Origin of the sequence: Microbacterium sp. LMI1x-1-1.1, from assembly GCF_040676205.1 — a bacterium.
Lineage (GTDB): Bacteria > Actinomycetota > Actinomycetes > Actinomycetales > Microbacteriaceae > Microbacterium > Microbacterium aquilitoris.
The window spans coordinates 137476-162614 of the sequence record NZ_JBEGHM010000001.1; the positions used below are offsets into that span (position 1 = coordinate 137476).

At 71.1% G+C, this 25139-nt stretch carries 22 protein-coding genes; 5 read left to right on the forward strand and 17 right to left on the reverse strand.

Going from position 1 to position 25139, the window contains the following annotated elements; translation table 11 throughout:
* Position 1: 1 nt before the first annotated feature.
* Positions 2 to 904: an alpha/beta fold hydrolase gene (locus tag MRBLMI1x_RS00645; protein WP_363454928.1), complete on the reverse strand. Its 903-nt coding sequence runs from the start codon at positions 902 to 904 to the stop codon at positions 2 to 4.
* An 83-nt stretch (positions 905 to 987) separates the two neighbouring features.
* On the opposite strand from MRBLMI1x_RS00645, the gene MRBLMI1x_RS00650 reads away from it, so the two are divergent.
* Complete coding sequence (locus tag MRBLMI1x_RS00650; protein WP_018187384.1) at positions 988 to 1449, forward strand: MarR family winged helix-turn-helix transcriptional regulator; 462 nt, start codon at positions 988 to 990, stop codon at positions 1447 to 1449.
* Complete coding sequence (locus tag MRBLMI1x_RS00655; RefSeq protein WP_311859859.1) at positions 1446 to 2813, forward strand: MFS transporter; 1368 nt, start codon at positions 1446 to 1448, stop codon at positions 2811 to 2813. The genes MRBLMI1x_RS00650 and MRBLMI1x_RS00655 overlap by 4 nt, the downstream gene beginning before the upstream one ends.
* A gap of 23 nt (positions 2814 to 2836) precedes the next feature.
* Here MRBLMI1x_RS00655 and MRBLMI1x_RS00660 read toward each other — a convergent pair whose 3' ends face one another.
* Positions 2837 to 3502: a response regulator transcription factor gene (locus tag MRBLMI1x_RS00660; RefSeq protein WP_020098621.1), complete on the reverse strand. Its 666-nt coding sequence runs from the start codon at positions 3500 to 3502 to the stop codon at positions 2837 to 2839.
* Positions 3499 to 4779: a sensor histidine kinase gene (locus tag MRBLMI1x_RS00665; protein WP_020098620.1), complete on the reverse strand. Its 1281-nt coding sequence runs from the start codon at positions 4777 to 4779 to the stop codon at positions 3499 to 3501. Before MRBLMI1x_RS00665 ends, MRBLMI1x_RS00660 begins: the two co-directional genes overlap by 4 nt.
* 375 nt (positions 4780 to 5154) lie before the next feature.
* On the opposite strand from MRBLMI1x_RS00665, the gene MRBLMI1x_RS00670 reads away from it, so the two are divergent.
* Entirely contained in the window at positions 5155 to 5292 is a 138-nt protein-coding gene (locus MRBLMI1x_RS00670) for a hypothetical protein (protein ID WP_018187415.1), read from the forward strand.
* 21 nt (positions 5293 to 5313) lie between these two features.
* Here the strand turns inward: MRBLMI1x_RS00670 and MRBLMI1x_RS00675 are convergent, their stop codons facing one another.
* Genes MRBLMI1x_RS00675 through ddaH form a run of 5 tightly spaced genes read right to left on the reverse strand, consistent with a single transcriptional unit; the run spans position 5314 to position 10893 of the window.
* A complete protein-coding gene (locus MRBLMI1x_RS00675) occupies positions 5314 to 6159 on the reverse strand; it encodes a transglutaminase family protein (protein ID WP_018187416.1) in 846 nt (281 codons plus the stop codon).
* The gene (locus MRBLMI1x_RS00680) at positions 6156 to 7088 is read right to left on the reverse strand and encodes an alpha-E domain-containing protein (RefSeq protein WP_363454935.1); all 933 of its coding nucleotides are present in this window, start codon (positions 7086 to 7088) and stop codon (positions 6156 to 6158) included. Before MRBLMI1x_RS00680 ends, MRBLMI1x_RS00675 begins: the two co-directional genes overlap by 4 nt.
* The gene (locus MRBLMI1x_RS00685; protein ID WP_018187418.1) at positions 7082 to 8767 is read right to left on the reverse strand and encodes a circularly permuted type 2 ATP-grasp protein; all 1686 of its coding nucleotides are present in this window, start codon (positions 8765 to 8767) and stop codon (positions 7082 to 7084) included. Before MRBLMI1x_RS00685 ends, MRBLMI1x_RS00680 begins: the two co-directional genes overlap by 7 nt.
* Before the next feature lie 48 nt (positions 8768 to 8815).
* Positions 8816 to 10033 (reverse strand): ornithine--oxo-acid transaminase, encoded by a 1218-nt coding sequence (gene rocD / locus MRBLMI1x_RS00690; RefSeq protein WP_363454938.1) that lies wholly within the window; start codon positions 10031 to 10033, stop codon positions 8816 to 8818.
* Complete coding sequence (gene ddaH, locus MRBLMI1x_RS00695; protein WP_363454941.1) at positions 10030 to 10893, reverse strand: dimethylargininase; 864 nt, start codon at positions 10891 to 10893, stop codon at positions 10030 to 10032. Before ddaH ends, rocD begins: the two co-directional genes overlap by 4 nt.
* A 166-nt stretch (positions 10894 to 11059) precedes the next feature.
* On the opposite strand from ddaH, the gene MRBLMI1x_RS00700 reads away from it, so the two are divergent.
* A complete protein-coding gene (locus tag MRBLMI1x_RS00700; RefSeq protein ID WP_363454944.1) occupies positions 11060 to 11809 on the forward strand; it encodes a hypothetical protein in 750 nt (249 codons plus the stop codon).
* 189 nt (positions 11810 to 11998) lie between these two features.
* Here the strand turns inward: MRBLMI1x_RS00700 and MRBLMI1x_RS00705 are convergent, their stop codons facing one another.
* Both MRBLMI1x_RS00705 and MRBLMI1x_RS00710 read right to left on the reverse strand, forming a co-directional pair.
* Entirely contained in the window at positions 11999 to 15721 is a 3723-nt protein-coding gene (locus MRBLMI1x_RS00705) for a bifunctional proline dehydrogenase/L-glutamate gamma-semialdehyde dehydrogenase (protein ID WP_363454947.1), read from the reverse strand.
* 57 nt (positions 15722 to 15778) lie between these two features.
* Positions 15779 to 16339, reverse strand: a complete 561-nt coding sequence (locus MRBLMI1x_RS00710; protein WP_028497530.1) for an acyl-CoA thioesterase — start codon at positions 16337 to 16339, stop codon at positions 15779 to 15781.
* 132 nt (positions 16340 to 16471) lie between these two features.
* On the opposite strand from MRBLMI1x_RS00710, the gene MRBLMI1x_RS00715 reads away from it, so the two are divergent.
* Entirely contained in the window at positions 16472 to 16981 is a 510-nt protein-coding gene (locus MRBLMI1x_RS00715) for a GNAT family N-acetyltransferase (protein WP_018187424.1), read from the forward strand.
* A gap of 188 nt (positions 16982 to 17169) precedes the next feature.
* On the opposite strand, the gene MRBLMI1x_RS00720 is transcribed toward MRBLMI1x_RS00715, so the two are convergent.
* The 7 genes from MRBLMI1x_RS00720 to MRBLMI1x_RS00750 all read right to left on the reverse strand — a co-directional run bounded on the left by MRBLMI1x_RS00720 (position 17170) and on the right by MRBLMI1x_RS00750 (position 25100).
* Positions 17170 to 18894 carry a cytochrome b/b6 domain-containing protein gene (locus MRBLMI1x_RS00720; RefSeq protein ID WP_363454952.1) on the reverse strand — a complete coding sequence of 575 codons (1725 nt, stop codon included), beginning with the start codon at positions 18892 to 18894 and terminating at the stop codon, positions 17170 to 17172.
* A gap of 6 nt (positions 18895 to 18900) precedes the next feature.
* The gene (locus tag MRBLMI1x_RS00725) at positions 18901 to 19890 is read right to left on the reverse strand and encodes an electron transfer flavoprotein subunit alpha/FixB family protein (RefSeq protein WP_363454955.1); all 990 of its coding nucleotides are present in this window, start codon (positions 19888 to 19890) and stop codon (positions 18901 to 18903) included.
* A gap of 18 nt (positions 19891 to 19908) precedes the next feature.
* Positions 19909 to 20685: an electron transfer flavoprotein subunit beta/FixA family protein gene (locus MRBLMI1x_RS00730; protein ID WP_020098611.1), complete on the reverse strand. Its 777-nt coding sequence runs from the start codon at positions 20683 to 20685 to the stop codon at positions 19909 to 19911.
* Positions 20686 to 20763: 78 nt separating this feature from the next.
* A complete protein-coding gene (locus MRBLMI1x_RS00735) occupies positions 20764 to 21168 on the reverse strand; it encodes a RidA family protein (protein ID WP_363454958.1) in 405 nt (134 codons plus the stop codon).
* Positions 21165 to 21941, reverse strand: a complete 777-nt coding sequence (locus tag MRBLMI1x_RS00740; RefSeq protein ID WP_020098609.1) for an enoyl-CoA hydratase-related protein — start codon at positions 21939 to 21941, stop codon at positions 21165 to 21167. The genes MRBLMI1x_RS00735 and MRBLMI1x_RS00740 overlap by 4 nt, the downstream gene beginning before the upstream one ends.
* 29 nt (positions 21942 to 21970) lie before the next feature.
* Positions 21971 to 23167, reverse strand: coding sequence for a thiolase family protein (locus tag MRBLMI1x_RS00745; protein WP_363454961.1), 1197 nt, complete (start codon positions 23165 to 23167; stop codon positions 21971 to 21973).
* A 91-nt stretch (positions 23168 to 23258) separates the two neighbouring features.
* A complete protein-coding gene (locus MRBLMI1x_RS00750) occupies positions 23259 to 25100 on the reverse strand; it encodes a hypothetical protein (protein ID WP_363454964.1) in 1842 nt (613 codons plus the stop codon).
* Positions 25101 to 25139: the final 39 nt, after the last annotated feature.

The window sequence follows — 25139 nt, forward strand, 5'->3', positions numbered from 1 at the left end:
CCTATTCTCCCGTGCCCGCAACGGGTGCGGATCCACTCTCGGGGACGGATGCCGCGTCCCGCCGCGCGATGCGCGCGTCGAGCCATGCGACGAGGTCGGCGCGCACCTCCGGCGCGCAGCGCTCGTTGAAGATCTCGTGGCGCGCCTCGGGGTACACGAGCGTCGTCACGTCGGTGAGGCCGGAGCGCGAACGGTACGCGTCGGCCAGGCGGTGGACGCTCCGCGGTCCGCCGACGGGGTCGTCCCGGCCGACCATGAGGAGCACGGGGACGTCGACGCCGAGGTCGCGCTTCGGCTTGCCGATCAGGCGCAGGGTGTCGACCGGACCGAAGAGCTTCAGCAGGGGCACCGTGGTCGTGAGCGGGTCGTCGAGGAACGCACGGCCGACCGTGGCATCCGTCGACAGCCATTCGACGCCGGTGGCGTCCGGTCCTGCCCAGCGCTTGTTGAGGGGCGCGGCGTTCAAGTCCCCCGGCCACAGGAGGGACGAGCCCGAGAGGATGACGGCGTCGTACGCGCGGGGGTCCGCGTTCACGAGCTTCTGCGCGAGGAAGGACCCCCACGAATGCCCCAGGAGGACGAGCGGGAGCCCGGGGTTCTCGTCGCGGATGACGCGCGTGAACAGCTGCAGTCCCGCCACGGTGGCGCGGAGGCCGCCGGGGCCGAGCCGCCCGAGGCGGGAGTGATCGCCGCCGTGCTGGCGCAGTCCCGTGCGGCCGTGGCCGCGGTGGTCGTCGGCGTAGACGATGAAGCCGGCGGCGGTGAGGGCGGCGATGGTGCTGCCGTAGCGGCCGGCGTGCTCGCCGACGCCGTGGAGGAGCTGGACGACGCCGCGCGGGTTGCCCTGCGCCGGGTGGACGTCGTAGACGATCGCGATGCCGTGTGCATCGATGAACTCGGGCATGGCTCGAATCCTAGGGCGCTGACGCGGTCGACGGATGCCGGACTCCAAGCTCTTAGCCAGACTAATGAGTTATGCTAACGAAAATGAGCAGTGCACCCGAGACCTCGACGACGGACGATTCGACGACGGAGCTCGCGCTCGCGGCATCCGACTTCCGCATGGCGACCTTCCGTCTCGCGCGGCGCCTCCGCTCGCAGCGCGCCGTCGACACGATGAGCGACGGGCAGTTCGCCGTCCTCGCCGGCCTCAAGGTGCACGGGCCCCACACGCTCGGCGAGCTCGCCGAGCGTGAGCGCGTCTCGGCGCCGTCCATGAACCGCACCGTGAACTGCCTCGAGGAACTCGGCTACCTCACCCGCACCCCCGACGAGAGCGACCGCCGGAAGGTCGTCATCGACCTCACCGAGCCGGGTCGCGAGGTGGTCGTCGAGACCGTCCGCCGGCGCGATTCGTGGCTCGAGCACGCGTTCGAGGAACTGAGCGCCGCGCAGCGCGCGACGCTCGCGAAGGCCGCTGCGATCATGCAGGAGGTGGCCGGCCGATGAGCTCCGCCATGTTCCGCTCGTTCTCGGTGTTCAACTACCGCGTCTGGTTCATCGGCGCCCTCGTCTCGAACGTGGGCGCGTGGATGCAGTCGACCGCCCTCAGCTGGGTGGTGCTGACGCAGCTGACCGACAACGACGCGACGGCCATGGGCGTCACGATGGCGCTGCAGTTCGCTCCCCCACTGCTGCTCGTCGGCGTCACCGGTCTCGTCGCCGACCGGTTCGACCGCCGCAAGCTCCTGTTCTTCACGCAGGGCTCGCTCATGCTGCTCGGCCTCATCATCGGCGTCCTCCTGCTCACGGGCAGCATGAACCTGTGGACGATGTACGCCTTCGCGTTCGCCCTCGGGATCGTGGCCGCCTTCGACAACCCGACCCGACAGGCCTTCGTCTCCGACCTCGTCGCACGTGAGAACGCCTCGAACGCCGTCGCACTGAATGCGGCATCCTTCAACACGGCCCGCATGATCGGGCCCGCCGTCGCCGGCATCGTGATCGTCGCGGTCGGCACCGGATGGGTGTTCATGGTGAACGCCCTCACATTCCTCGCGATGCTCGTGGCGCTGATCCTCATCCGTCCCGCCGAACTCGTACCGCGCCCGAAGCTCCGGACCGCGTCACGGATGGCCGACGGGCTGCGCTACGTGGGAGGCAGGCCCGACCTCGTCGTGACGTTCATCATGGTGTTCCTCCTGGGCGCCTTCGGGATGAACTTCCCGATCCTGGCATCCACCATGGCCCTCGAGTTCGGGCAGAACGCCGACGGTTACGGCGTGCTGAGCTCGATCCTCGCGATCGGATCGCTCGCCGGCGCCCTCCTGGCGGCCCGGCGCGACCGGGCGCGCCTGCGCCTGGTGATCGGCGGGCTCGGACTCTTCGCGGTCGCGTCGGCGCTGTCGGCAGCCATGCCGGTCTACATCGCCTACGCCGCGACGCTCATGCTCATCGGCTTCTCGACCGTCACGACGTTGACGACCGCGAACGGGTACGTGCAGACGACGACCGAGCCGGCGCTCCGCGGACGCGTGCTCGCGCTCTACATGGCGATCCTCATGGGCGGCACGCCGTTCGGCGCACCCATCGTGGGCTGGGTGGCGGATGCCTTCGGCCCCCGCGCCGCCATCCTGCTCGGCGCGGCCGCGGCCCTCATCGCTTTCGCCGTCGGCGGCGGCTGGCTGCTCTTCTCGGGCCGCCTGCACCGCCACGAGTCGCGCCGGTTCGCGGTGACGATCGACGAGACCCGGCCCATCAGCGTCGTCGCTCCCGAGGAGTTCAGCGACGAGGTCGCCGGGACCACCCCGATCCGGCTCCCCGATACGGACATCGCGACGCGGAAGGATGCCGCGGCCCGCCCGCGTCCCTGAATCGACTCCCGCGCAGCCCGAAGTCAGTCGAGCCGGTTGCGGACACCCCACAGCGCGAGCTGCGTCCGGTCCGCGACGCCGACCTTGCGCAGCGCCGACTGCAACTGCGTCCGCACCGTGTGGACGGAGACGTGCAGCGATGCCGCGATCGCCTCGTTCGCGGTGATCCCCGAGGCGAGCAGGGCGACCACGCGCCGCTCCGCGGGGCTGAGCGAGGCGAGCCGCTCGACGTCCGGATCGGGGCCGCGCCGTCGGACGAACTCCCGGAGAACCGGTGCGATGGCACGCGGCGACACGATCGACTCGCCGCGTGCCGCGGCCTCGACGGCGGCGACCACCTGGTCGGAGTCGTAGCTCTTCAGGAGGTATCCGACCGCGCCCGCGTCGATCGCGTCGGTGATGTAGCCGTCGACCGCGAAGCTCGTCATCACGATGACCGCGGGCACGTCGCCCTCGGCAGCGAGCAGCCGCCGCGTGGCATCCGCGCCGTTCATGCCCGGCATCTGCATGTCCATGAGCACGACGTCCACCGTCTCGGCCTGCGCGACGCGCACCGCATCGAGACCGTTGCCGACCTCGCCGACGATGCAGATGCCGCCGGCGGCTTCGAGCTGGAGGCGGAGGCCCTTCCGGACCGACCTGTTGTCGTCCGCGATGAGGACCCGGATCGGCGCACGCGGGGCGGTCACGGCGCCGTCCCCTCGTCCGAGGCGACCGGGATGCCGACGGCCAGGGTCCAGCCGCCACCGGCATCCGCTCCTGCCGAGAACGAGCCGCCCAGGATCTCGACCCGCTCACGGATGCCGCCGAGGCCCCACCCGAGCCCGATGCCGGACAGGTCGCCGACCGGGACGGCGGGTCCGTTCGAGACCGTGACGGCGATGCTGTCGGCGTTCCGCGAGATCCGGACGTCGACCGGCGCCCCGGGCGCATGCTTCGCGGCGTTCGTCAGCGCCTCCTGCGTGCAGCGGAACGCCGTCGCCGAGACCACGGCGGGAAGGGAGTCGAGATCGCCGGTCGCCGTGAGCGCGACGGCGACACCACGCGCACGCCAGAAGCCGACCAGCTCCTCGAGATGCCGCAGGTCCTGCGTGGCGTCGGACGGGCCGACGTCGCCTGCGCGCAGATCCGCGAGGGCTCCGGCGAGTCCCGCCGCCGCGAACCGACCCTCGTCGCGGACGTCCTGCATCAACGCCAACGCCTGGCCGGCGTGCGTCGGCGCGACCTTCAGGGCGGCGTCGGCGAGCGTGATGAGTCCTGCGAGGTGCTGCCCGGCGATGTCGTGGAGCTCCTGCGCGATCCGGGCCCGCTCGCGGCGCTGCGCATCGGCGACGCGGTCATCGTGCTCACGCGCGGCGAGTTCAGCCTGCTGCCGGGCCACCCGCATCCGTCTCGCCTTCACCGACCACCAGAGGCCGAGCGCCGTCCCGCCGACCGCCGGGGCCGCCATCGACACGACCTGGGCCGCCATCCACCCGACCGCTGCGGTGAGGCTCGCACCCGTCGTCATGACCCACCAGAGCAGGACGACGGACTCGGCCAGGATCACCACGACGCACCAGGCGATGGCCCGGGCGGCGGCCAACCGCGTCGCCGCGAGGAAGATCGCCACCGAGATCGGCAGGGACATCCCCATGAGCCACGTCGGCACCGAGAGTCCCGTCGCCAGGGCGAGGTGGATGCCGACGACGACGACGATCGTGGAGCGCGGCAGCCGCTGGGACAGGAAGAGGACGCCGGCCTGCACGGCGCAGCCGAGGGTCAGGAGGACGTACACGGCCCCGACCGGCACGGGGAGCGGCCACGGCTGGCCTCCCTCGAGCAACGCGACGGTCGGTGAGACGAGGGCCTGGACGACCGTCGTGAGGAAGACCGCGACGACGAAGAACCACGAGGCGCGGGCGGATCCCTGCAGTGCGATATGCGAGTTCGCGGTGTCGGTCGTGACGAGCGGGGGTGAAGTCATCGGGGCGTGTTTCCGTGATGCGGCGAGGTCCGGTTCGGTGCGGGTCGCCTAGGAGCATGCCACGACTGACGCCTCTCAGCGGTTACGTCGAGCCGGTGGAGGAATGGTTCACTCAATCGGATGAAACTCGGCGGCCGATCGGAAGGCCCGACCGGGGCGACGACCGTATCCGCGCCGGATCGCGGCACTCGAGCGCCTTCCCGCCCGCCGCCGCGCCCGTATCGTATGCCACGGGGGAACCGTCGGATCAGGCTTCGATTCGGCGGATCGGGGACCGGTCGACTTCGGGGGAAGTCCCGGCCCCGAGCCCCTCCCGTCGGCGGCCGACTGTCAAGGGGGCGGATGCCGCGGCCCGCGGTGCGTAGCGTCACCGCCATGAGCGACGCATCCACGACCCCCGAACAGGACGACCCGACCGGCGGCGACGAGGGCACCGAGAATCAGCTCGATGCCGACAACGCCGTCGAGGAGGACACCCTCAAAGCCCTCGACCCGAACGACTCCCCCGCTTGACGGGGAGCCTCGTCCGCGCGATCAGGCCTCGCGGGTGATGAGGACCTTCACCTCGAGACGGCTCTTGAACGGGCCCGCGTAGACGCCGCGCAGCGGCGGCACGTCGTTGTAGTCGCGCCCGCGACCGACCGTCACGTGACGATCGCCGATCTCGGCGTCGTTCGTCGGGTCGAAGCCGTGCCAGGACCCCGCGTACCACTCGATCCATGCGTGCGACTCCCCGATGACGGGGACGCCGACCTCGGCGGTGGGGTTCGGGTGCAGGTATCCCGACACGTAGCGCGCCGGGATGCCGACCGAGCGCAGCGCGCCGAGGGCGATGTGCGCCATGTCCTGGCACACGCCCTTCCGCTCGGCCCATGCCTCGGCGCCGGTCGACTGCACCTCGGTCGCACCCGGCACGTACTCGACGGCCTGACCGATCGCCGTCGCGATCGCCAGGGCCGCGTGCGAGGGGTTCTCGTGCTGGGCGGCGATGCCCGCGGCGAGGTCGGCGACCTCGGGATGCGGCTCGGTGCGCCGCGTCTGCGACAGCATCTCGACCGTGCCGATCGACCGCTGAGCGTCGCGCGCCAGAGCGTCCCACGACATGTCGGGGTGGGTCAGCGGCCGTGCGCGCACCTCGACGAGCGAGCGCGCCGTGATCTGCAGGGCCGAATGCTTGGCGAGCACGTCGAAGGCCGCCACCCGCGTGCCGAAGTAGTCGACGAAGTAGTTCACGTTCGTCGACGGGTCGATGTCGAGCTGGGAGCTCAGGACGAACTGACTGTCGCTCGTCGTCGGCAGCATCCGCGCCTCGTTGTACGACGCCCCCACCTCGCCCGGGTAGTCGAAACCGGTCGTGTGCTCGATGCGCAGGCGCTTCATGAGGTCTCTCCGATCCAGCTGGGTTCGGCCTGGGTGGGGAAGAACCGCGCCCGGATGGCCTCGGACGCCTCGCGCGTCACCGACTGCACGCTCTGCATGTGGGCGGGGAGCTCGGTCAGCACCTCGTCGATCGGGCGGTACTCGAGTTCGTTGCGCATACGCCCGAGAGCCCGCAGCACCGAGTTGGAGTGCCCGACGCGATCGGCTACGGGGTCGATCGCGCTCATGCACTGCTCGGCCGTGCGGATCGAGTGGATGATCGACCGCGGGAAGAGCCGGTCGAGCAGCAGGAACTCCGCCGCGTTCTGCGAGCTCGGCATCCCGCGGTAGGTCCGGAGGTACGCCTCGTACGCGCCGCACGAGCGCAGGATGGTCGTCCAGGACGGACCGGATGCCTCGGTCAGCGACCGCGTCGCCAGCATCCGCGCGGTCATGTCGGTGCGCTCGATGGACCGACCGAGCGTGAAGAACTGCCACGCCTCGTCGTGGCTCGACGAGTTGTCGGTGACGCCGACGGCGAGCGCGGCCCGTTCGCGGACCCACTGGAAGAACTCGTGGGTCTTCTCGTCATTGAGGCGGCGTGGCATCCGGGAGTACGTCGTGTTGAGCGTCTCCCAGAGCTCGGTCGACACGATCTCCCGCGCCCGACGGGCGTTCTCGCGGGCCGCCTGCAGGCAGTATGCGATCGACGACGGGTTGACCCGGTCGACGGCCAGGAGCGTGAGCACGTGGGTGCGGGTGACCTCCCCGCCGCCCTTCGGGGGCGTCGCACCCATGACGCCCATGAGCGACCGGCACGCGGTGTCCTCGTCGATCCACGGGTCCTCGAGGAGGAGCTGCAGGTGCACGTCGAGGATGCGGGCGGTGCCGTCGGAGCGTTCGATGTAGCGGCCGATCCAGAACAGGCTCTCGGCGATGCGGCTCAGCATCCCTCATCCCCTCCCTCGGCGTCACTGCCCTGCTGCTGCTGTTCCTGCTGTTCGGACAGCGTGCGCGGCCGATCCTGCGGGGAGTGATCCGGCTCGTCCTGTGCGTCGTAGATGATCGGGATGGCCGAGGTCGCGGTGGCCTGCTCGGCGACGAGACCGGCGAGGGACTGCGACTGCCCGTACTCGCCGCGATTCGGCGCGTCGCCGCCGACGATCCAGGTGTCCTTCGAGCCGCCGCCCTGGCTCGAGTTGACCACGAGCTGGCCCTCGGGGAGGGCGACGCGCGTCAGCCCGCCGGGGAGCACCCACACCTCGTCGCCGGTGTTGACGGCGAAGGGGCGCAGATCGGCGTGGCGCGGACGCATCCCGTCGTCGACCAGGGTCGGGATCGTGGAGAGCATCACGACGGGCTGTGCGATCCAGCCGCGCGGATCGGCGCGGAGCTTCGTGCGGAGCGCGTCGAGTTCGGCGGGACTCGCGTCGGGGCCCACGACGAGCCCCTTCCCGCCGGAGCCGTCCACGGGCTTCACGACGAGCTCGTCGAGCCGGTCGAGCACCTCTTCGAGGGCGCCCGGATCCTCGAGGCGCCACGTGTCGACGTTCTTGAGGATCGGTTCCTCGGCGAGGTAGTACCGGATGAGATCGGGAACGTACGTGTAGAGCAGCTTGTCGTCGGCGACGCCGTTGCCCACCGCGTTCGCGATCGTGACGTTCCCGAGCCGTGCGGCGAGCATGAGCCCGGGGGCGCCGAGCATCGAGTCGGCCCGGAACTGCAGCGGGTCGAGGAAGTCGTCGTCGACGCGGCGGTAGATGACGTCGACGCGGCGCGGTCCGCGCGTCGTGCGCATGAACACCCGGCCGCCCTGGCAGACCAGGTCGCGCCCCTCGACGAGTTCGACGCCCATGAGCCGCGCGAGGAGCGTGTGCTCGAAGTACGCGGAGTTGTAGACGCCCGGCGTGAGGACGACGACGTTCGGGTCGTCGACCCCGGGAGGGGCGGAGTTGCGGAGCGCCTGCAGCAGCTTGTTCGGGTAGTCGCCGACCGGCCGCACGCGCATCGAGACGAAGAGCTCGGGCAACGTCTGCGCCATGACCCGGCGGTTCGAGATGACGTAGCTCACCCCCGACGGCACGCGGACGTTGTCCTCGAGAACGCGCATCTCGCCGTGCTCGTCGCGGATGAGGTCGATGCCGGAGACCTGGATGCGGACGCCGTTGGCGGGACGGATGCCGGCGGCCTGACGGTAGAAGTACTGCGACGACGCGATCAGCTTCGCCGGCAGCACGCCGTCGCGGACGACGTGCTGGTGCCCGTAGGCGTCGTCGAGGAAGGCCTCGAGCGCGCGGACGCGCTGCTGCACGCCCTTCTCGATGCGCGACCACTCGTCGTAGGCGATGACGCGGGGCACGGCATCCAACGGGAAGGGTCGCTCCTCGCCCGCGAAGTCGAACGTGACGCCCTGCGCGAGGTACGAACTGGCGAGCGATTCGGTGCGCCCGCGCAGCTCCTCCTGGGTCATCTGCGCGAGCGCCTGATAGAGCTCGCGATACGACGATCGGGACCGGGCCGCCTCGCCCGGGTGCGCGATCTCGGCGAACATCTCGTCGAACGCCGGAATACCGGACGGGGTCTTGCGAGGCGCCAGCGTGGAGCCGTATCCGTCGAAGAGGTCACCCATGCGACGAGCCTAATCCGGGCGGTGTTGCCGAAGTGTTTCGCCGTGCGGTCAGTCCGCGAGCGCGAGGCGCAGCTGCTCGACGGCCCAGTCGATCTCGGTGGCGCGGATGATCAGCGGCGGCGCCATGCGGATCGTCTGACCGTGCGTGTCCTTGACCAGGACGCCGCGTGCGAGGAGCCGCTCCGCGACCTCGCGCCCGGCCCCCTTCGCCGGGTCGATGTCGACGCCCGCCCAGAGGCCCGCGACGCGGATCCCCGTGACCCCCGCGCCGATGAGCGGCTCGAGGCGCGCGCGCAGGTGGTCGCCCAGCGCGAGCGCGCGACGCTGCAGGTCTCCGGTCGCGAGCATCTCGACGACGGCGAGCCCGACCGCTGCGGCGAGCGGATTGCCACCGAAGGTCGACCCGTGCTCGCCGGGGTGGATCACCCCGAGGACGTCGCGGTCGCCGACGACGGCCGACACCGGCAGGATGCCGCCGCCCAGCGCCTTGCCGAGCAGGTACAGGTCGGGCACCACACCCTCGCGCTCGCACGCGAACGTCGTGCCGACCCGGCCGAGCCCCGACTGGATCTCGTCGGCGATGAAGAGGACATTCGCCGCCGTGCACGCCTCGCGGACGGCGCGCAGGTACCCGTCCGGCGGGATGACGACGCCGGCCTCGCCCTGGATGGGCTCGATCAGCACCGCGGCGGTGTCGTCGTCGATTGCCGCGGTGAGCGCCGCGGCATCCCCGTAGGGCACGATCTCGAATCCGGGCGCGAACGGGCCGAAGCCGTCCCGCGCCTGCGGGTCGTCGCTGAAGCCGACGATCGTGGTCGTCCGACCGTGGAAGTTGCCCGACGCGACGAGGAACTTGGCACGCCCCTCGGGGACGCCCTTCACCCGGTACGCCCACGCGCGGGCGACCTTGATGCCGGTCTCGACCGCTTCGGCGCCGGTGTTCATCGGCAGGACCATGTCCTTGCCCGACAGCTCGGCGAGCGCCGCGGCGAAGGCACCGAGCCGGTCGTTGTGGAACGCGCGGCTCGTGAGCGTGAGCCGGCCGAGCTGCTCGGTCGCCGCGGCGACGAGGGCCGGATGCCGGTGCCCGAAGTTGAGCGCCGAGTAGGCCGACAGCAGGTCGAGGTACCGCTTGCCCTCGACGTCGGTCACCCAGGAACCCTCGCCCTCGGCGACGACGACGGGGAGCGGGTGGTAGTTGTGGGCGACGTGGGCCTCTTCGGCCGAGATCACGGCGTCCGACGTGGGCAGATCGAGATCGGTCATCGCGCACCTCCGCGCAGTTCGAGCGTGCAGCACTTGATGCCGCCGCCGCCGAGCAGCAGCTCGGACAGGTCGATGGGGACGGGGATGTAGCCGCGCTCCTCGAGCTGCGCGGCGAAGGCGGTCGCGCGGGGCGAGACGAAGACGTGGAGTCCGTCGCTGGCCGCGTTCAGCCCGAAGACGGCACCGTCGGCATCCGACACCTGGATCGCGTCGGGATAGCGCTCGGTGAGGATCCGACGCGACTCGTCCTCGAAGGCGGAGGGGAGGTAGGCGATGTTGGCCCGCTCGACGCCGCCCGGCCCCTCGACGGGATCGAGCACGGTGATCGCGGTGTCGAGGTGGTAGAACCGCGGGTCGACGAGGCGCAGCGAGACGACCTCGCGCTCGAAGACCCGAGCCAGCTCGCGGTGGCTGTCGCCGACGGAGCGGAACCCGGTCCCGGCGAGGATCGTGTCGCCGACGAGCAGGAAATCGCCCTCGCCCTCCTGGACCTCGACGGGTTCGACGACCTCGAAGCCGTGCGCGGCGAACCAGTCCATGAACGGACGCTCCTCGCCGCGCCTTTCGTCGACGCGGAAGCGGACGCCCAACGCCCGACCGCCCACGATGAAACCGCCGTTCGCGGTGTAGACCATGTCGGGCAGACCCGGCACCGGGTCGATGAGCTCGACCTCGTGGCCCAGCGCGACGTACGCGTCGTGGAGCGCCTGCCACTGGCGTACGGCTTTCGCGGTGTCGGTGGGCCGCGAGGGCTCCATCCACGGATTGATGCTGTACGACACCGTGAAGTGCTCGGGCCGGCACATCAGGTATCGACGGTGCTGGGCGATGCGGGTGACCGTGTCGGACTGCGTCGTCATTCTCGCTCCTCGTCTCCGGGGCGGCGGACGCTGTCCAGAGGCCCGACGGAGCTTGCAGAAGCCGACGGATCGGGCACGCCGGATTCCATCATGGCAGGTCGCACCGACGCCGTAGCCGGTGGATGCATGCCGCGCGGGGTGGCCGGTAACTGACAGGATGCAGACCATGGCCAGACGCACGGGTGAACAGACCAGAGCCCTCCTGCTGCGCGCCGGGATGCAGATGCTCCTCGAACGCGGGGTCAGCGCGGGCGTGCAGCACATCCGACTTCAGGACGTCCTCCGCCGCGCAGGCCTGACGACCGGAGCGGCGTACCGCCTGTGGGACGACCAGGCCGACTACCACCGCGACCTCGCTGTGGCGATGGTGCGGATGCGGGTGGCCGGCCCGGCCGATGCGATCCGCGCCCGCGTCGATGAGCTGATCGCCGCGGGCGCCTCGGGCGAGGAGATCATCCGCGGGGCAGCGCTCGCGCACGTGCAGGCCTCGGAGCTCACGACCGAGGATCCCACCGACCTCCTGGACGCGCAGTCGTTCCGCGTCGCCCTCGCCCTGCGGACGACCGCGGACACGTGGCCCGAGCTGACCGAGGCCAGCTACGAGCGCCACCGGGAGTCGATCGAAGCCTTCATCGAGGTGTACCAGTACGTCATCGACGCCTACGGCATGCGCCTCCGGGAGGGCCTGACGATCGAGGACTTCGCCGAGGCGATGGCCGCTCTGGCGGAGGGATTCGCGATCCGGTCACTCGAGCGACTCGGCCACCCGACGTATCAGCTCTCGGGAGCCGACGGCACCCCGGCGGGCGAGTGGACGCTGCTCGGCCTCACGGTGCGGGCGCTCGTCGATTCGTTCATGACGCCGCGCGACGACGCGGACCCCGAGGCCGCCGTCCGCCTGCCGCGCTACGCCTGAAGGACGGATGCCCCGAGCCCGAGACCAGAGGATCTCGGACCCGGGGCGACACTCCCCCCGAAGTGTTCCATGCGCGCTCCCCAGAAGCGCTCGACTATTCAAACAACACGAGCGCCGTCGAATCCAGAAAGATAAGTTGTTTTCTTCTGCGGATCGATAAATCCAGGCACATCAGACCGCCGGCGTCCGTCAGATGACCGATTCGCTCCAGTGATCGGGGTTCCCGAACCGGTGAGCGGTGATGGAGATGGCCTGCTCCCGGAGGAACGGGAGCAGCTCGATGCGCCCCGCCTGCGTCATCTCGTCGGCGTAGACGGCGAGGTCGGCGTCGCCCGCGATCGCCACGCCGAGCGCCCCCGCGACCTCGTCCATCTCGGCGCGGGACCCGACCAGCCGCACGCGATCTGCCCGCGACGGGCCGTCCTCCGCGGCGGGCCCGGCCATCCGCGCGATCCACTGCTCGTTCGATTCGACGAACACCGGAACCTCCAGTGCCGTGAGCGCCGAGCGGACCGTGGCGGGAAGACCCGTCGGGGTGCTGACGGTGAACGCCGACCCGGCGCGCACCGCCGCGATGATCGCCCGCACGAACGCCTGGGGCGCGGCATCCGTCGTCGAACGGATCTCGACCCTCGCGGGCCGGTACCGGAACAGGTTGCGCTCGACACCCAGGTGCGACACGTCGACGACCTTGCCGAAGGTGCGGTTCCACGCGATGGCATCCGAGAGAGCGGCCCGGCGGAGCCACTCGAACGCTTCGTAGCCGAGGGCAGGCTGCGCGGCCTCGATGACGTCGGTGATCGACGAGTCGAGACCCTTCAGGTGCAGCGTCGACGACGTTCCGGCGCCCGACGTCGGCCGCCACGATCCGAGCCCGATGAGGTGGTTCGGGCCGCCTGCCTTCGCCCCCCCGCCGACCGATGAGCGCTTCCAGCCGCCGAACGGCTGACGCTGGACGACCGCGCCCGTCGTGCCGCGGTTGACGTAGAGGTTGCCGGCTTCGACGCGGTCGAGCCAGAGCGCGAGGTCGTCGGGGTTCTGCGTGTAGAGCCCGGCGGTCAGCCCGTAGTCGACCGCGTTCTGCAGCTCGATCGCGTGCTCGAGCGAACGCGCGTGCATGACACCGAGGACCGGACCGAAGAACTCCTCGAGATGCACGCGCGACCCCGGCTTCACCCCGGTGCGGATGCCGGGGCTCCACAGCCGACCGTCGTACCGCTCGCTCGGCAGTTCGCGCGGCTCGACGAGCCACTGCTCGTCCTCGTCGAGCGTCGTGAGCGCCCACGCGAGCTTGCCGGAGGGCTTCTCGACGAGAGGTCCGACCTCGGTCAGCGGGTCCTCGGGCGAACCGACGCGGAGAGAGGTCGCGGCATCCACCAGCTGACGAGAGAAACGCTGCGACCGGGCGACCGGGCCGACGAGGATCGCGATCGACGCAGCCGAGCACTTCTGACCCGCGTGACCGAACGCCGAACGGACGAGATCGGATGCCGCGAGGTCGAGGTCGGCCGACGGCATCACGATCATGGCGTTCTTGCCGCTCGTCTCGGCCTGCAGCGGAAGGTCGGGCCGCCACGAGCGGAACAGCGACGCCGTCTCGAACGACCCGGTGAGGATCACCCGGTCGACCACCGGATGCGTGATCAGCTGCTTTCCGAGCCCACCCTCGTCGAGGTCGACCAGGGCGAGGACGTCGCGACCGACACCGGCCTCGTCGAGCGCCTCCCAGATCGCCTCGGCGACGACGGCGGCGCAGCGTCGCGCCTGGGGCGCGGGCTTGAAGGCCACACCCGATCCGGCCGCGAGCGCGGCGAGCGCTCCCCCCGCCGGGATCGCGACGGGGAAGTTCCAGGGCGGGGTGACCACGGTCACACGGGCCGGCACGAAGACCGCGCCGCTGACGCTGTCGAGCTCTCGCGCGGTCGCGGCGTAGTAGCGGGCGAAGTCGACCGCCTCGCTGACCTCGACGTCCGCTTCGGCGAGGGTCTTCCCCGTCTCGGATGCCGCGACCTCGATGAGCTCGCCCCGGCGGCCTTCGAGCGCACGCGCCGCGCGCAGCAGCACCTCGGCGCGATCCGCAGCCGGCAGCGAACCCCACGCGTCGGACGCCGCCGTCACCCGGCCGAGGGTCGCCTCGAGCTCCGACTCGGTGCCGATGCGGGCGGCGGTGATCGCGGCATCCCCCGCCGTCGAGGTCGCGACCCGGCCGAGGATCGATCGCGCCCACTCACGGTTCGCGGGGAGCGCCGGATCGGTGTCGGCCGTATTGCGGAAGCCGGGGGCACCCGCGGAGACCGCGGTCTCGCGCGAGGAGAACACGGCGGTCTCGACGAACGCGTCGCCGCCGAAGAGGGCGGGACGTCCGGTGGCATCGGCGGGCTGAGTCTCGCCGAGGTCGGTCGGGCGGGAGTCCCTGGCCGCGATCCCGAGGACGACCTGCGTGAGAGCGGCGTCGTCGGCGTCGGTCGCGGGGGCGGCATCCGTCGTCGCCGCGTTCTCACCGGCGTCGGGGTTCGCGGTGCGATCCTGGCGGCGCCGCGGGCCCGTGATCAGCGCGCGGTCGGCGGCACGCTCGAGCGACGCCGTGAAGCGGTCGCGCTCGCGGACGAACATGGCGCGGTCGAAGGCGAGGTCGAACGCGGCGGAGAGGAAGTTCTCGCTCGACGCGTTCTCCTCGAGACGGCGGACGAGGTAGCTGATGGCGACGTCGAACTCGTCGGGGCGCACCACCGGGACGTACAGCAGGACGTGCCCGATCTCGCGCGCGACGGCCTGCACCTGGCCCTGCGCCATGCCGAGGAGCATCTCCACCTCGAGGTCGCGCTGCACGCCGCGCTGACCGGCGAGCAGCCAGGCGTACGCGATGTGGAAGAGGTTGTGGCCGGCGACGCCGATGCGCACGGCCTCGGTGTTCTCGGGGCGGAGCGCTTCGTCGAGGCAGCGGACGTAGTTCGCGTCCGTGTCGAGCTTGGTGTCGTACGGAGCGGCCGGCCAGTCGTGCATGACGGCGTCGACGTGCTCCATCGCGAGGTTCGCGCCCTTGACGAGACGGATCTTGATGCGCGCACCACCCGCGGCGACGCGCTCGCGCGCCCACGCGGTCAGCGTGCGGAGGGCGGGGAGGGCGTCGGGCAGGTAGGCCTGCAGCACGATGCCGGCCTCGAGGTCGCGCAGGCGCGGATCGTCGAGGACGCGCATGAACACGGCCATCGTCAGGTCGAGGTCGCGGTACTCCTCCATGTCGAGGTTGAGGAACGTGCCGTCCTCCGCCGCCGACAGGTAGAGGGGACGCAGCCGCTCGACGACGCGCTCGACGATCTCGTCGAAGGCCCACATCGAGAGGTGACTGGCGATGGCCGACACCTTGACCGAGACGTAGTCGACGTCGTCTCGGCGGACGAGCTCGTGGATGCCTTCGAGGCGACGGAGCGCCTCCGACTCGCCCAGGACGGCTTCGCCGAGGAGGTTGAGGTTCAGGCGCGCGCCGGACTCGCGCAGCGTCTGGAGCGCCGGGCCGAGCTTGTCGGGGCGGGCGTCGACGATGAGGTGGCCGACCATCTCGCGCAGCACGCGTCGGGCGATCGGGACGACCGGGGTCGGAAGCAGGGGCGCGACGACACCCCCCGCACGGACAGCGGCCCGCAGGTACCAGGGCAGGAAGGCCGGCGCGAGCGGGGCGACCCGCTGCAGGTTCGTCGCCGCGGCCGTCAACGACTCCGGCCGCATGACACCGTCGACGAAACCGAGCGTGAACGGCAGGCCGTTGGGGTCCTTCAGCACCCCCGCGAGACGCTCGGCGGCGGGGTCGACAGCGACCTCGGCGGATTCGGCGACCCAGCGCTCTGCGAGGGCGATGGCCCGCTCGGCGAGGTCGGCGGTGGGCGCTTGTGGCGCGGCAGACGTGTCCGACATGAGGCTCAGCCTAAGGGCGCCTCGGGCGCGCGCGGCGGGACACGCGAGGGCCGGGCGCTAGGGCCAGATGCTCGGCGCTTCCGCACGCGTCGAAGGCAGAGCGGATGCCGCGGCCCAGTCCTGGATCCACTGCGGGATCGGAGCCAGGGTGTCGGGGCGGTGCAGGGCGTCGAAGAGCTCCTCGAGGGGCACGATCCCGCCCGTGCGGCGGAGGAACCGGACCCGCAGGATCATCTCGGCGTAGACCTCTCCCTTCACCACGGCACGGTGCATCTGGAAGACGGCCTTGTCGTCGTGGCCGATGATGCGGCTCTCGACGGTGAACCGCTGCCACAGCTGGAGGGACTTCCGGAAGGTGACGGTCTCGCTCGCGACCACGCCGTACCAGCCGCGCTCGTTCATCGTCTGCCAGATGCCGGTGCGGGTCAGCAGGTCGAACCGGCCGAGATCGAACAGCGACGCGTACCGGCCGTTGTTCATGTGGCCGAGCAGGTCGATGTCGGTCGGCAGGGTCCGGAGCCGGATGCGACCGACGGCATCGGGCGGGATCGGTCCGCGGCGACGGTACATCACCCGCGCGCGCATCAGGGTCAACAGGGTCCGCCACCATACGTTCACGAGCGGTGAGCCTAGCCATGTACACGCGCACAGTGCGGCATCCGTTGTCGCTTGTCGACAGTGCCGGCGCGGCCCGCGCAGGCCCGCCACTGTCGATTTCACGATCCGACGGGCCGTGCGTAGAGTCTGGCCATGGAGCCCGAACTGCAGACCGACACCGTCGTCCGTCCCGTTCGCGACGTGGATGCGGAAGCCCTCGGCCGTGTGCACGCGACGTGCTGGCACGAGACCTACGACCACCTCATCAGCAAGGCCGCCCTCGAGAACGTGTCGGCCCGCCGACTCGCCGAGCTGTGGACCCACTGGGCTCAGCAGGGCCCCGATTTCCGCATGGTCGCCGCCCTCGTGAACGGCGAGATCGTGGGCTTCGCCGGGTCCGGCCCCGCCCGCGACCGCGACGCACCGCGCAACCGCGAGCTGTACTTCATCTACCTCCTCGACGCGTGGCACGGCACCGGCATCGGCCAGCGCCTGTTCGACGCCGTCGTGCCCGAGGACGACACCGACCTGTACCTCTGGGTCGCCGAGGACAACCCCCGCGCGCACCGGTTCTACACGCGCAACGGGTTCACGCTCGACGGGGCGAACCACACCGAACCCTTCCTCGGCGAGACGCTGACGGAAGTCCGCTTCGTGCGCTGACGCACGAGCGCGAGACTCGACGGCGCGGCATCCCGTTTCGGATGCCGCGCCGTCGGACTTTGTTCCGGCTGCGCCGGTGAGGCGAGGGATGCACGACCGGTGGGGCGGATGCCGCCTGCGCGGCGCACGGCGGCGACACCAGCGCCGCCGGTCGTGCATGTGTCACCCGACGCGCGCGCCGGGCTGCGTCAGCGGCTCTTGACCTCGCCGAACAGGCGGGCGATCGGGGCGACGACGAGCGGACGCATCGCGACGTAGGCCGCGACGGTGACCGCGATCGAGAGCGCGAAGAACCAGAAGCCGGTCCAGTTGTCGGCGTACGCCTGGGGGTCGGTCGAACCGGTCGCCGCGTACATGTGGCCGAGGTTCCGGAGAGCCCCGGTCGACAGCACGAGAGCGACGTGGACGACGATGAACAGGACGAAGTAGAGCATCGTCGGGAAGTGGATCTTGCGCGCCCATTCGACGGGGTAGATCCGGTTCAGCGTCGTCGCCTGCTTCGGCCACACCGCACTCATGCGGTAACCCGTGATCGCGGCGAGGGGGGCGGCGATGAAGATAGTGGCGAAGTAGGCGAGCTGCTGGAGCGCGTTGTAGTTCACCCAGCCGTTCTCGGTCGGCCAGTCCAGTGAGACGTACTGAAGAGCCGCCGACACCGCGTTGGGGAACACCTCCCACGAGGTCGGGATCACCCGCATCCATTGGCCGGTCACGAACAGCAGCACGACGAAGATCACACCGTTGGCTAGCCACAGGACGTCGAGGGCCTGGTGCAGCCAGAGCGTCAGGCTCATGCGACGCTTGCGGTCCTTCTTCGAGATCCAGAAGGCCGCGGGGCGCTTCTCGGACCTGACCTGCAGCCCGGTGCGGATGATGAGCACGATGAAGAACGCGTTGAGGAAGTGCGACCAGTTGAGCCACGCGGGGAACCCGACGGGCGCCCCCTCGGGCAGGTGGTACTCGCCCGGGTAGGTCGTGAGGAAGTCCTGCAGCGGTTCGAGACTGAGGATCCACCGGACGGCGAGGACCGCCATCGCCGCGACGTAGAGGACCGCCGCGCCGCCGAGGACGACCACGCCGGCCCACTGCACCTTCGTGAACGGGCCGATGCGCGCGGGGTTCGGCTTCGCGGCCGGCCGCCGGGCGACGCCGGCGTGCGCGAGCGGCCGTTCGGCGAGCGGTGCGCGCGGCGTGGCCGGCGCGGCGGCGGCCGGGGCGGCGGGCGCGGGCTCCGGGGTGGCGGCCGCGGGCTCGAGCTCCGAGGACGCCGAGACTGCATCCGCGCTCCGAGACTGCGGCGCGAGACCGCTGTCTGGGCCCCCACGTGCAGTCTCGCGAGAGGGAGGCGCGGCGCGCGGGGCGGGCGTGGTCTCGGCGGGGGGCCAGGCGTCTCCGCCGGCGGCGCGCGGGAGGCCGCGGCGGACCGCGCCGGAGCCTGCGTCGTCCGCCGAGGCCGCGGCTGCGGAGGCCGCAACGGTGGAGGCTGCGACTGTGGAGGCCGCGGGGGTGGATGCCGCGGGCTCAGCCGCGTCGACGAGGACCGGGTCCGCTCCGTGGCCATGAGCCTCGCGAGGCAGGTTCTCGACGGCGGGGAAGGCCGGGGTCGCGGCATCCGGCGCCGTCGACGCCGCGGGCGGCCAGGCCTCGCCACCCGGCGTGCGCGGGAGCCCCCGGCGCGTCGCAGCACCTCGAGCCGACGCGTTCTGCATCGACGCGGTACCGGTGGGCGCAGTTTCCGTCGGCTCGACGGAAACGGGTGGCGCGCCGGGCGCGGGCGGGTCGACGGGCGCGGGCGGGTCGACCGGCGTCGGTGCGCCGGCCACCGGCGCAGGGGCCTCCTCGGCGGGCGGCCAGGGGTCGCCGCCGGAGGCGCGCGGGAGTCCGCGGCGCACGGAACGCGCGTATGTCGCCATCCGCTCCTACTTCTTTCCCGCCTCGAGCGCCGCGATCAGCTGCGGCACGACGGTGAACAGGTCTCCGACGACACCGAAATCGGCGATGTCGAAGATCGGTGCCTCTCCATCTTTGTTCACGGCGACGATGGTTTTCGCCGTCTGCATGCCCGCCTTGTGCTGGATGGCGCCCGAGATGCCGAGTGCGACATACAACTGCGGTGACACCGAGACACCGGTCTGGCCGACCTGGTACGAGTAGGGGACGTAACCGGCATCCACTGCAGCGCGGGAGGCTCCGACGGCCGCGCCCAGAGCGTCGGCGAGCTGCTCGACGAGGGAGAACTGGTCGGCCGAGCCGAGCCCGCGCCCGCCCGACACGACCTTCGCCGCGCCGCGGAGTTCCGGGCGGCTCGAGGCGGCGACCGCCTCGTCGAAGCCCGTGACGGTGGCGGCGGGCGCTCCGGATGCCTCGACCTGCAGTCCGACGATCGTCGGCGCGTCGACGGCCTCGGCCCGCGCATCGATCGACCCCTGCCGGACCGTGACCACGAGCGGTCCGTACGTCGCCCCCGCGATGACGTTGTAGGCGCCGCCGTAGACGGAGTGCTGCGCGAGCACGCCGTCGTCGTCGCGCGAGACGCCCACGGCGTCGACGCAGAGGGCCGCAGCGGTCCGGGCAGCGAACCGTCCCGCGACGTCCCGGCCTTCGATGGAGTTCGAGATGAGGACGGCGTCAGGCTGCACGAGAGCGGATGCCGCGGCCACCGCGTCGACGATCGGCACCGTGAGCGCGGCGTCGGCGCCGCCGAGCCCGGCGGTCAGAACGGTCGACGCGCCGAGGGATCCGGCCGCGGCGGCGAGGTCGGCGTGCCGGGACTCGTCGGCGACGACGAGGACCACAGGGGTGCCGATCGAGGCGGCGGCGCCGATGAGCCCAGCTGCGGAAGCGGCGAGGTCTCCGCCGGGGGTCACGTCGAGCCAGACGAGGACTGCGTCAGGGGCGAAGTCGGTCACGATGTTCTCCTCGGTCTCTCACGCCAGCCGGTTCTCGAGCAGGAAGGCTGCGAGCTTCTCGCCGGCATCCCCCTCGTCGACGATCTTCGTCCCCGCCTGCCGCGGCGGCTTCTGCGCGACCGCGGTCATGATCGACTGCGGGGCGGATGCCGGGTCGACGTCGACGTCGAGATCGGCGAGCGACAGCACCTCGAACGGCTTCTTCTTCGCCGCCATGATGCCCTTGAAGTTGGCGAAGCGAGCGTCGGGCAGCGCCTCGGTGATCGAGATGACGGCGGGCAGCGTCGCGGTGACCGACGCGGTGCCGAAGTCCGTCGCGCGCGTGCCGCTGACGGCATCCGTCGTGATCTCGACGGCGGACAGAGCGGTGGCCTGCGGGACGCCGAGGTGCTCGGCGAGCATCGCGGGGAGCACGCCGCCGGCGCCGTCGGTGGAGAGATTGCCGGTGATGACGAGGTCGAAGCCGGTGCGGCGGAGAGCTGCGGCGAGGACGCGGGCCGTGACGCCGAGGTCGGCGCCGCGCAGCGCATCGTCGGTGACCTGGACGGCGGAGTGAGCCCCCATCGCGAGCCCCTTGCGGAGGGAGGCGGTCGCGGCATCCGATGCCATCGTCATGACGACGACCTCGGTGCCCTCGTTCGCCTCGGAGTACGTGAGGGCGGCTTCGAGAGCGCGCTCACCGATCTCATCGAGGACACGCTCGGATGCGTCACGCGCGGCGAGCCCCGTCTCGAGATCGAGCGTGCGGTCACCCCAGGTGTCCGGCACTTCCTTCAGCAGGACGACGATCTTCATTGACTCCTCCTCGGTATCGCCTCAGAGTCTACGGTCGGGCGCGAGGCTCCCGGTCGGGCCCCGACTGCGGCGGGCAGTTCAACCTCCTCGGACCGCCGCAACGGCCTCGATCTCGACCAGCTGATCCTCGTACCCCAGCGCTGCCACGCCCATCAGAGTGCTGGGCACGTCATGCTCACCGAAGGCCTCACGCACCACGTTCCACGCCGCCACCAGGTCGTGCCGGTCCGATGAAGCCACCAGAACCCGCGTCGACGCGACATCGGAGAGGGTCGCACCAGCGGCATCCAGCGCGACGAGCATCGTCTCGACGCAGCGCTGAGCCTGACCCGCCACATCACCGACAGCGACCGTCGAGCCGTCGTCGGCGAGCGGGCACGCACCTGCGAGGAAGATCAGCTCGGCCCTTGCTTCGACGTGCGCCGCATACGCATACGGCGCTGCCGCAAGACCCTCGGAGCGCACAAGGCGGACGGCGCTCATCGGTGCCGGAACTCCGGTGCGCGCTTCTCGCGGAAGGCGGCCATGCCTTCCTTCTGGTCCGCGGTGTCGAACAGCCCGGCGAACGCCTGCCGCTCGAACCGCAGCCCCTCCGCCAGTGTCGATTCCACGGCGACGTCGAGCGCCGCCGTCGCCGCGTACAGCGCGGGCAGCGGCTTCGACGCGATGGTCTCCGCCGTGCGCTGCGCATCGTCCCGAAGCTCCGCCGCCGGCACGACGCGCGAGACGAGGCCCGACCGCTCCGCCTCGTCCGCCGTCAGCTGCCGCCCCGTCAGCACGAGTTCCGCTGCCTTGAACGACCCGATCGCCCGCACGAGCCGCTGGGTCCCGCCGAGCCCCGGGATGACCCCGAGACTGATCTCCGGCTGCCCGAACCGAGCCGAGTCGGCCGCGAGGATGATGTCGCACATCATCGCGAGCTCGCACCCGCCGCCGAGCGCATAGCCCGCCACCGCGGCGATGGTCGGCGTCCGCACCGCTGCGAACCGCGACCACTGGCCGAAGTGGTTCGCGAGCAGCATCTCGCTGCCGCTGAGCGCCTCCATCTCCTTGATGTCCGCGCCGGCTGCGAACGCCCGCTCGCTGCCGGTGACGACGATCGCGCCGATCCCGGCGTCGGCGTCGAAGGCCTCCGCGGCATCCACGACATCGTGCATGACCTGCGCATTGAGGGCGTTCAGCGCCTCGGGTCGGTTGAGGGTGATCCACCCGACGCGTCCGCGCGTCTCGGTGAGGATGGTCGCGTAATCCGTCATCCCTTCATGCTCGCAGATGGATGCCTCGGTCAGGCGTCCCAGCGTCGCAACAGCGCAGCGAGCGCCTGGCCGCCGCCGATGCACATCGTGACGATGGCGAACTCTCCGCCCGTGCGCTGCAGGGTCAGCGCCGCACGGACGGTCAGGATGGTGCCGGTCGCACCGACGGGGTGGCCCAGCGCGATCGCCCCGCCGTAGGGGTTCGTCCGCTCCGGGTCGAGCCCCGTGTCGCGCATGACCGCGATCACCTGCGACGCGAACGCCTCGTTGAGTTCCACGGTCGCGACGTCTGCAGGGCTCAGCCCCGTCTGGGCGAAGAGCTTCCGCAGCGCGATCGTCGGCGCGTACCCCATGATCGCCGGGTCGAGCGCCGCGGTCGTGACGGCCTCGATGGTCGCGAGCGCGGGGAGTCCCTCGGCGCGCACGTCCGACTCCCGCATCAGCACCGTCGCGGCGGCGCCGTCGTTGATCCCCGAGGCGTTCCCCGCGGTGACGGTGCCGTCCGGGGTGAACGCCGGACGCAGCAGGGCGAGCGCCTCGAGCGTCGTGTCGGGACGCGGGTGCTCATCCCGTGTCACCTCTACGGGCCGTCGATCGGTGGTCGTCGTGGCGACGATCTCTTCGGCGAAGGCGGCGCGGGCGGCATCCGTCGATGCGCGGCGCTGGGACTCGAGGGCGTACGCGTCCTGCTCGGCGCGCGTCACCCCGAAGCGCTCGGCCACGGTCTCGGCGGTCGTCCCCATGTGCCGCCCGGTGAACGGATCGGTCAGCATCGCGAGGGTGCCGTCGAGCAGCCGGCGGTGTCCGAGCGTCGCGCCCGAGCGAGCGTCCATGTCGTAGAACGGCATCCGCGTCATGTTCTCGGCGCCGCCGGCGACGGCGACATCGATGCCGCCCCAGCGCAGCTCCTGCGCCGCCGACCAGATGGACTGCAGCCCCGACCCGCACAGCCGGTTCACCGTGAAGGCGGGAGTGTCGTCGGCGAGGCCTGCCGCGAGCGCGATGCGTCGAGCGATGTAGGCGTCGCCGGCGACCTGACCGATCGCGCCGATCACCACCTCGCCGACGCGGGACGGGTCGACCCTCGAGCGGTCGAGAGCGGCGGACACCGCCTGCGCGCCCAACTCGTGTGCGGGTGTCCCTCGGAAGGCGCCGTCGAAGCGGCCGACGGGAGTGCGCGCCCCGGCGACGATGACGATGCGCTCCGTGCTCGTGGTGTCCACCATGGCCTCATGCTCGCAGACCGCGCCGACGCCGTACATACGACCGCGCCGCAGCCCGTGATGAGCTGCGGCGCGGTCGCCGGGATCGATGACGTCAGCGCGTGGCCGGGACCTCGAACCGGAGGAACGCGGATGCCCCATTGCCGATCAGCACCGTGGGTGCGACGATCGTGGCCTCGCCGGCCTTCCTCGGCCCCGCCGTCGACGTGTACCACGTCTCCCGCGTGATGACATCGGAACGGTAGTTGTCGTCGAGCCCCGCGACGAACTGCGCGAAGGACCGCGGGTCCGGCCCTTCTCCACCGAACTCGTCGTCGGCGTCCGGGGCGAACAACTCGACCTGGTACGTGCTGCGCACATCCTTCGGCACGGTGACCGTGAACGGTGCGTACTCCGTCACCTTCTTGGCACCCGGAGCCGGAGCGAGCACCGTACGGAACGAATACGACCCGCCACGAGCGGCCTTCAGGACACTGCCCGAATCCACCGTCACCCACTTGCCGCTCTTCAGCATCTGCACACCGCTGAAAGCCGCCGCCCGGTAATCCGACTCGAAACGCGTCAGGACGTTCACCGACAGGATCCGTACATCCTCGAACGGGTTGCTCTGCAGCGCCGCCACGTCATTCGCGACACCGTCACCCACGTAGTAGGGCAGTTCGGAGGGGCTCGCGTAGCGGTTCACGTTCTTCAGGGTCGCCGTCGCACCGTTCGCCCGCTGATACGTGATCGTCCACTCGACCCGCGCAGAGCCCTTCTGCACGTTGTCGAGCATCCGGACCGCCTCGTTGCCCATCTGCGCGTACGCGGCGCCGGGGATGAACCCCGGCTCGGACACCTTCGTGACCGTCGTGTTCTTCAGGGTGCCGTAGGCGCTGGTGGTCCGGATCTCGATCGTCGGAGCGGGCACGCCGAGCTTGCCGCGGATGCCGGCGGTCCGATCGTCGAGGAGCTTGCCCTTGACCCGGCCGATCGCGCTGACCATCTTGTACGAGCCGGCGGAGTCGGGGACGATGCGCGCCGCCGATGCGCCGTGGATGCTGGCGGAGAGAGCTGAGTTGCCGCTGCCGGGGTGGCCGTAGGCGAAGACCTCCGTGCCGCAGATAGCGGTCACGGTGCCGACGCTGACCTCGGTGACGGCGCCGTAGCCGTACGACATCGCGATGTTGCCGCCGACGACGATCGGATAGTCGGCCGCGCGATTCTCGCCACCGGGCACGGCGAGGCCGCCTGCCACCGCGCCGCGGAAGCCGGGGATGCGTTCACTGAGTCTGTCGGTGGCGTCGTCCAGGTCACTCGCCGACGTCCCGATCGTCACTCGCACCGGCTCGATGCGGCGAAGCGTGCTGCTGCGACGAGCCGTCGACTTCTCGTCGGCCATCCGCTCGACAGTCTGCGTCTGCGACGGGCTGAGCGTCTTGGATGCCGGCAGTGCGCCGATCGCCTTCATGTACGCGGCCGGCGTCACCCCCGCGACGTTGTCGGGAAGCGAGCTGAAACCGTACGACACCGCGCCGAGCAGGGCGCCGTCCGCGTCGTAGACGGGCGAGCCGGATGCCCCGGCCCACACGCCCGCGGCGAGCGAACCCGACGTGCCGTTGACGATGTCGCCGTCGAGCTTCACGAGGAGCAGATCGCGCGGCTTGCCCGCGGCATCCGTCCCCAACGCGTTGTCGAGCTTGCCGATGTACTCACCGGTGAAGGTCGTGGGCTTGGTGCCCTTGACGGTGGAGCGCCAGGTGACGGGCTCACCCTCCTTCAGGCCGCTGATGGGCGAGATCGCCAGGCGCTGGCCCGGCAGATCGCAGAAGAGGTTCGGGTCCGACGAGACGGCGTTCGCCGGCGCCGCCGTGAGTGACGCGATGAGGACGGTGGCGGCAGCGGTCGCCACGGCGACGCGCGAGACCCCCGATTTCCGCGCAGGACGGTATGACATGGTGCGTTCCCCCCAGGGTGACGTGTGCGCGCCGAGACC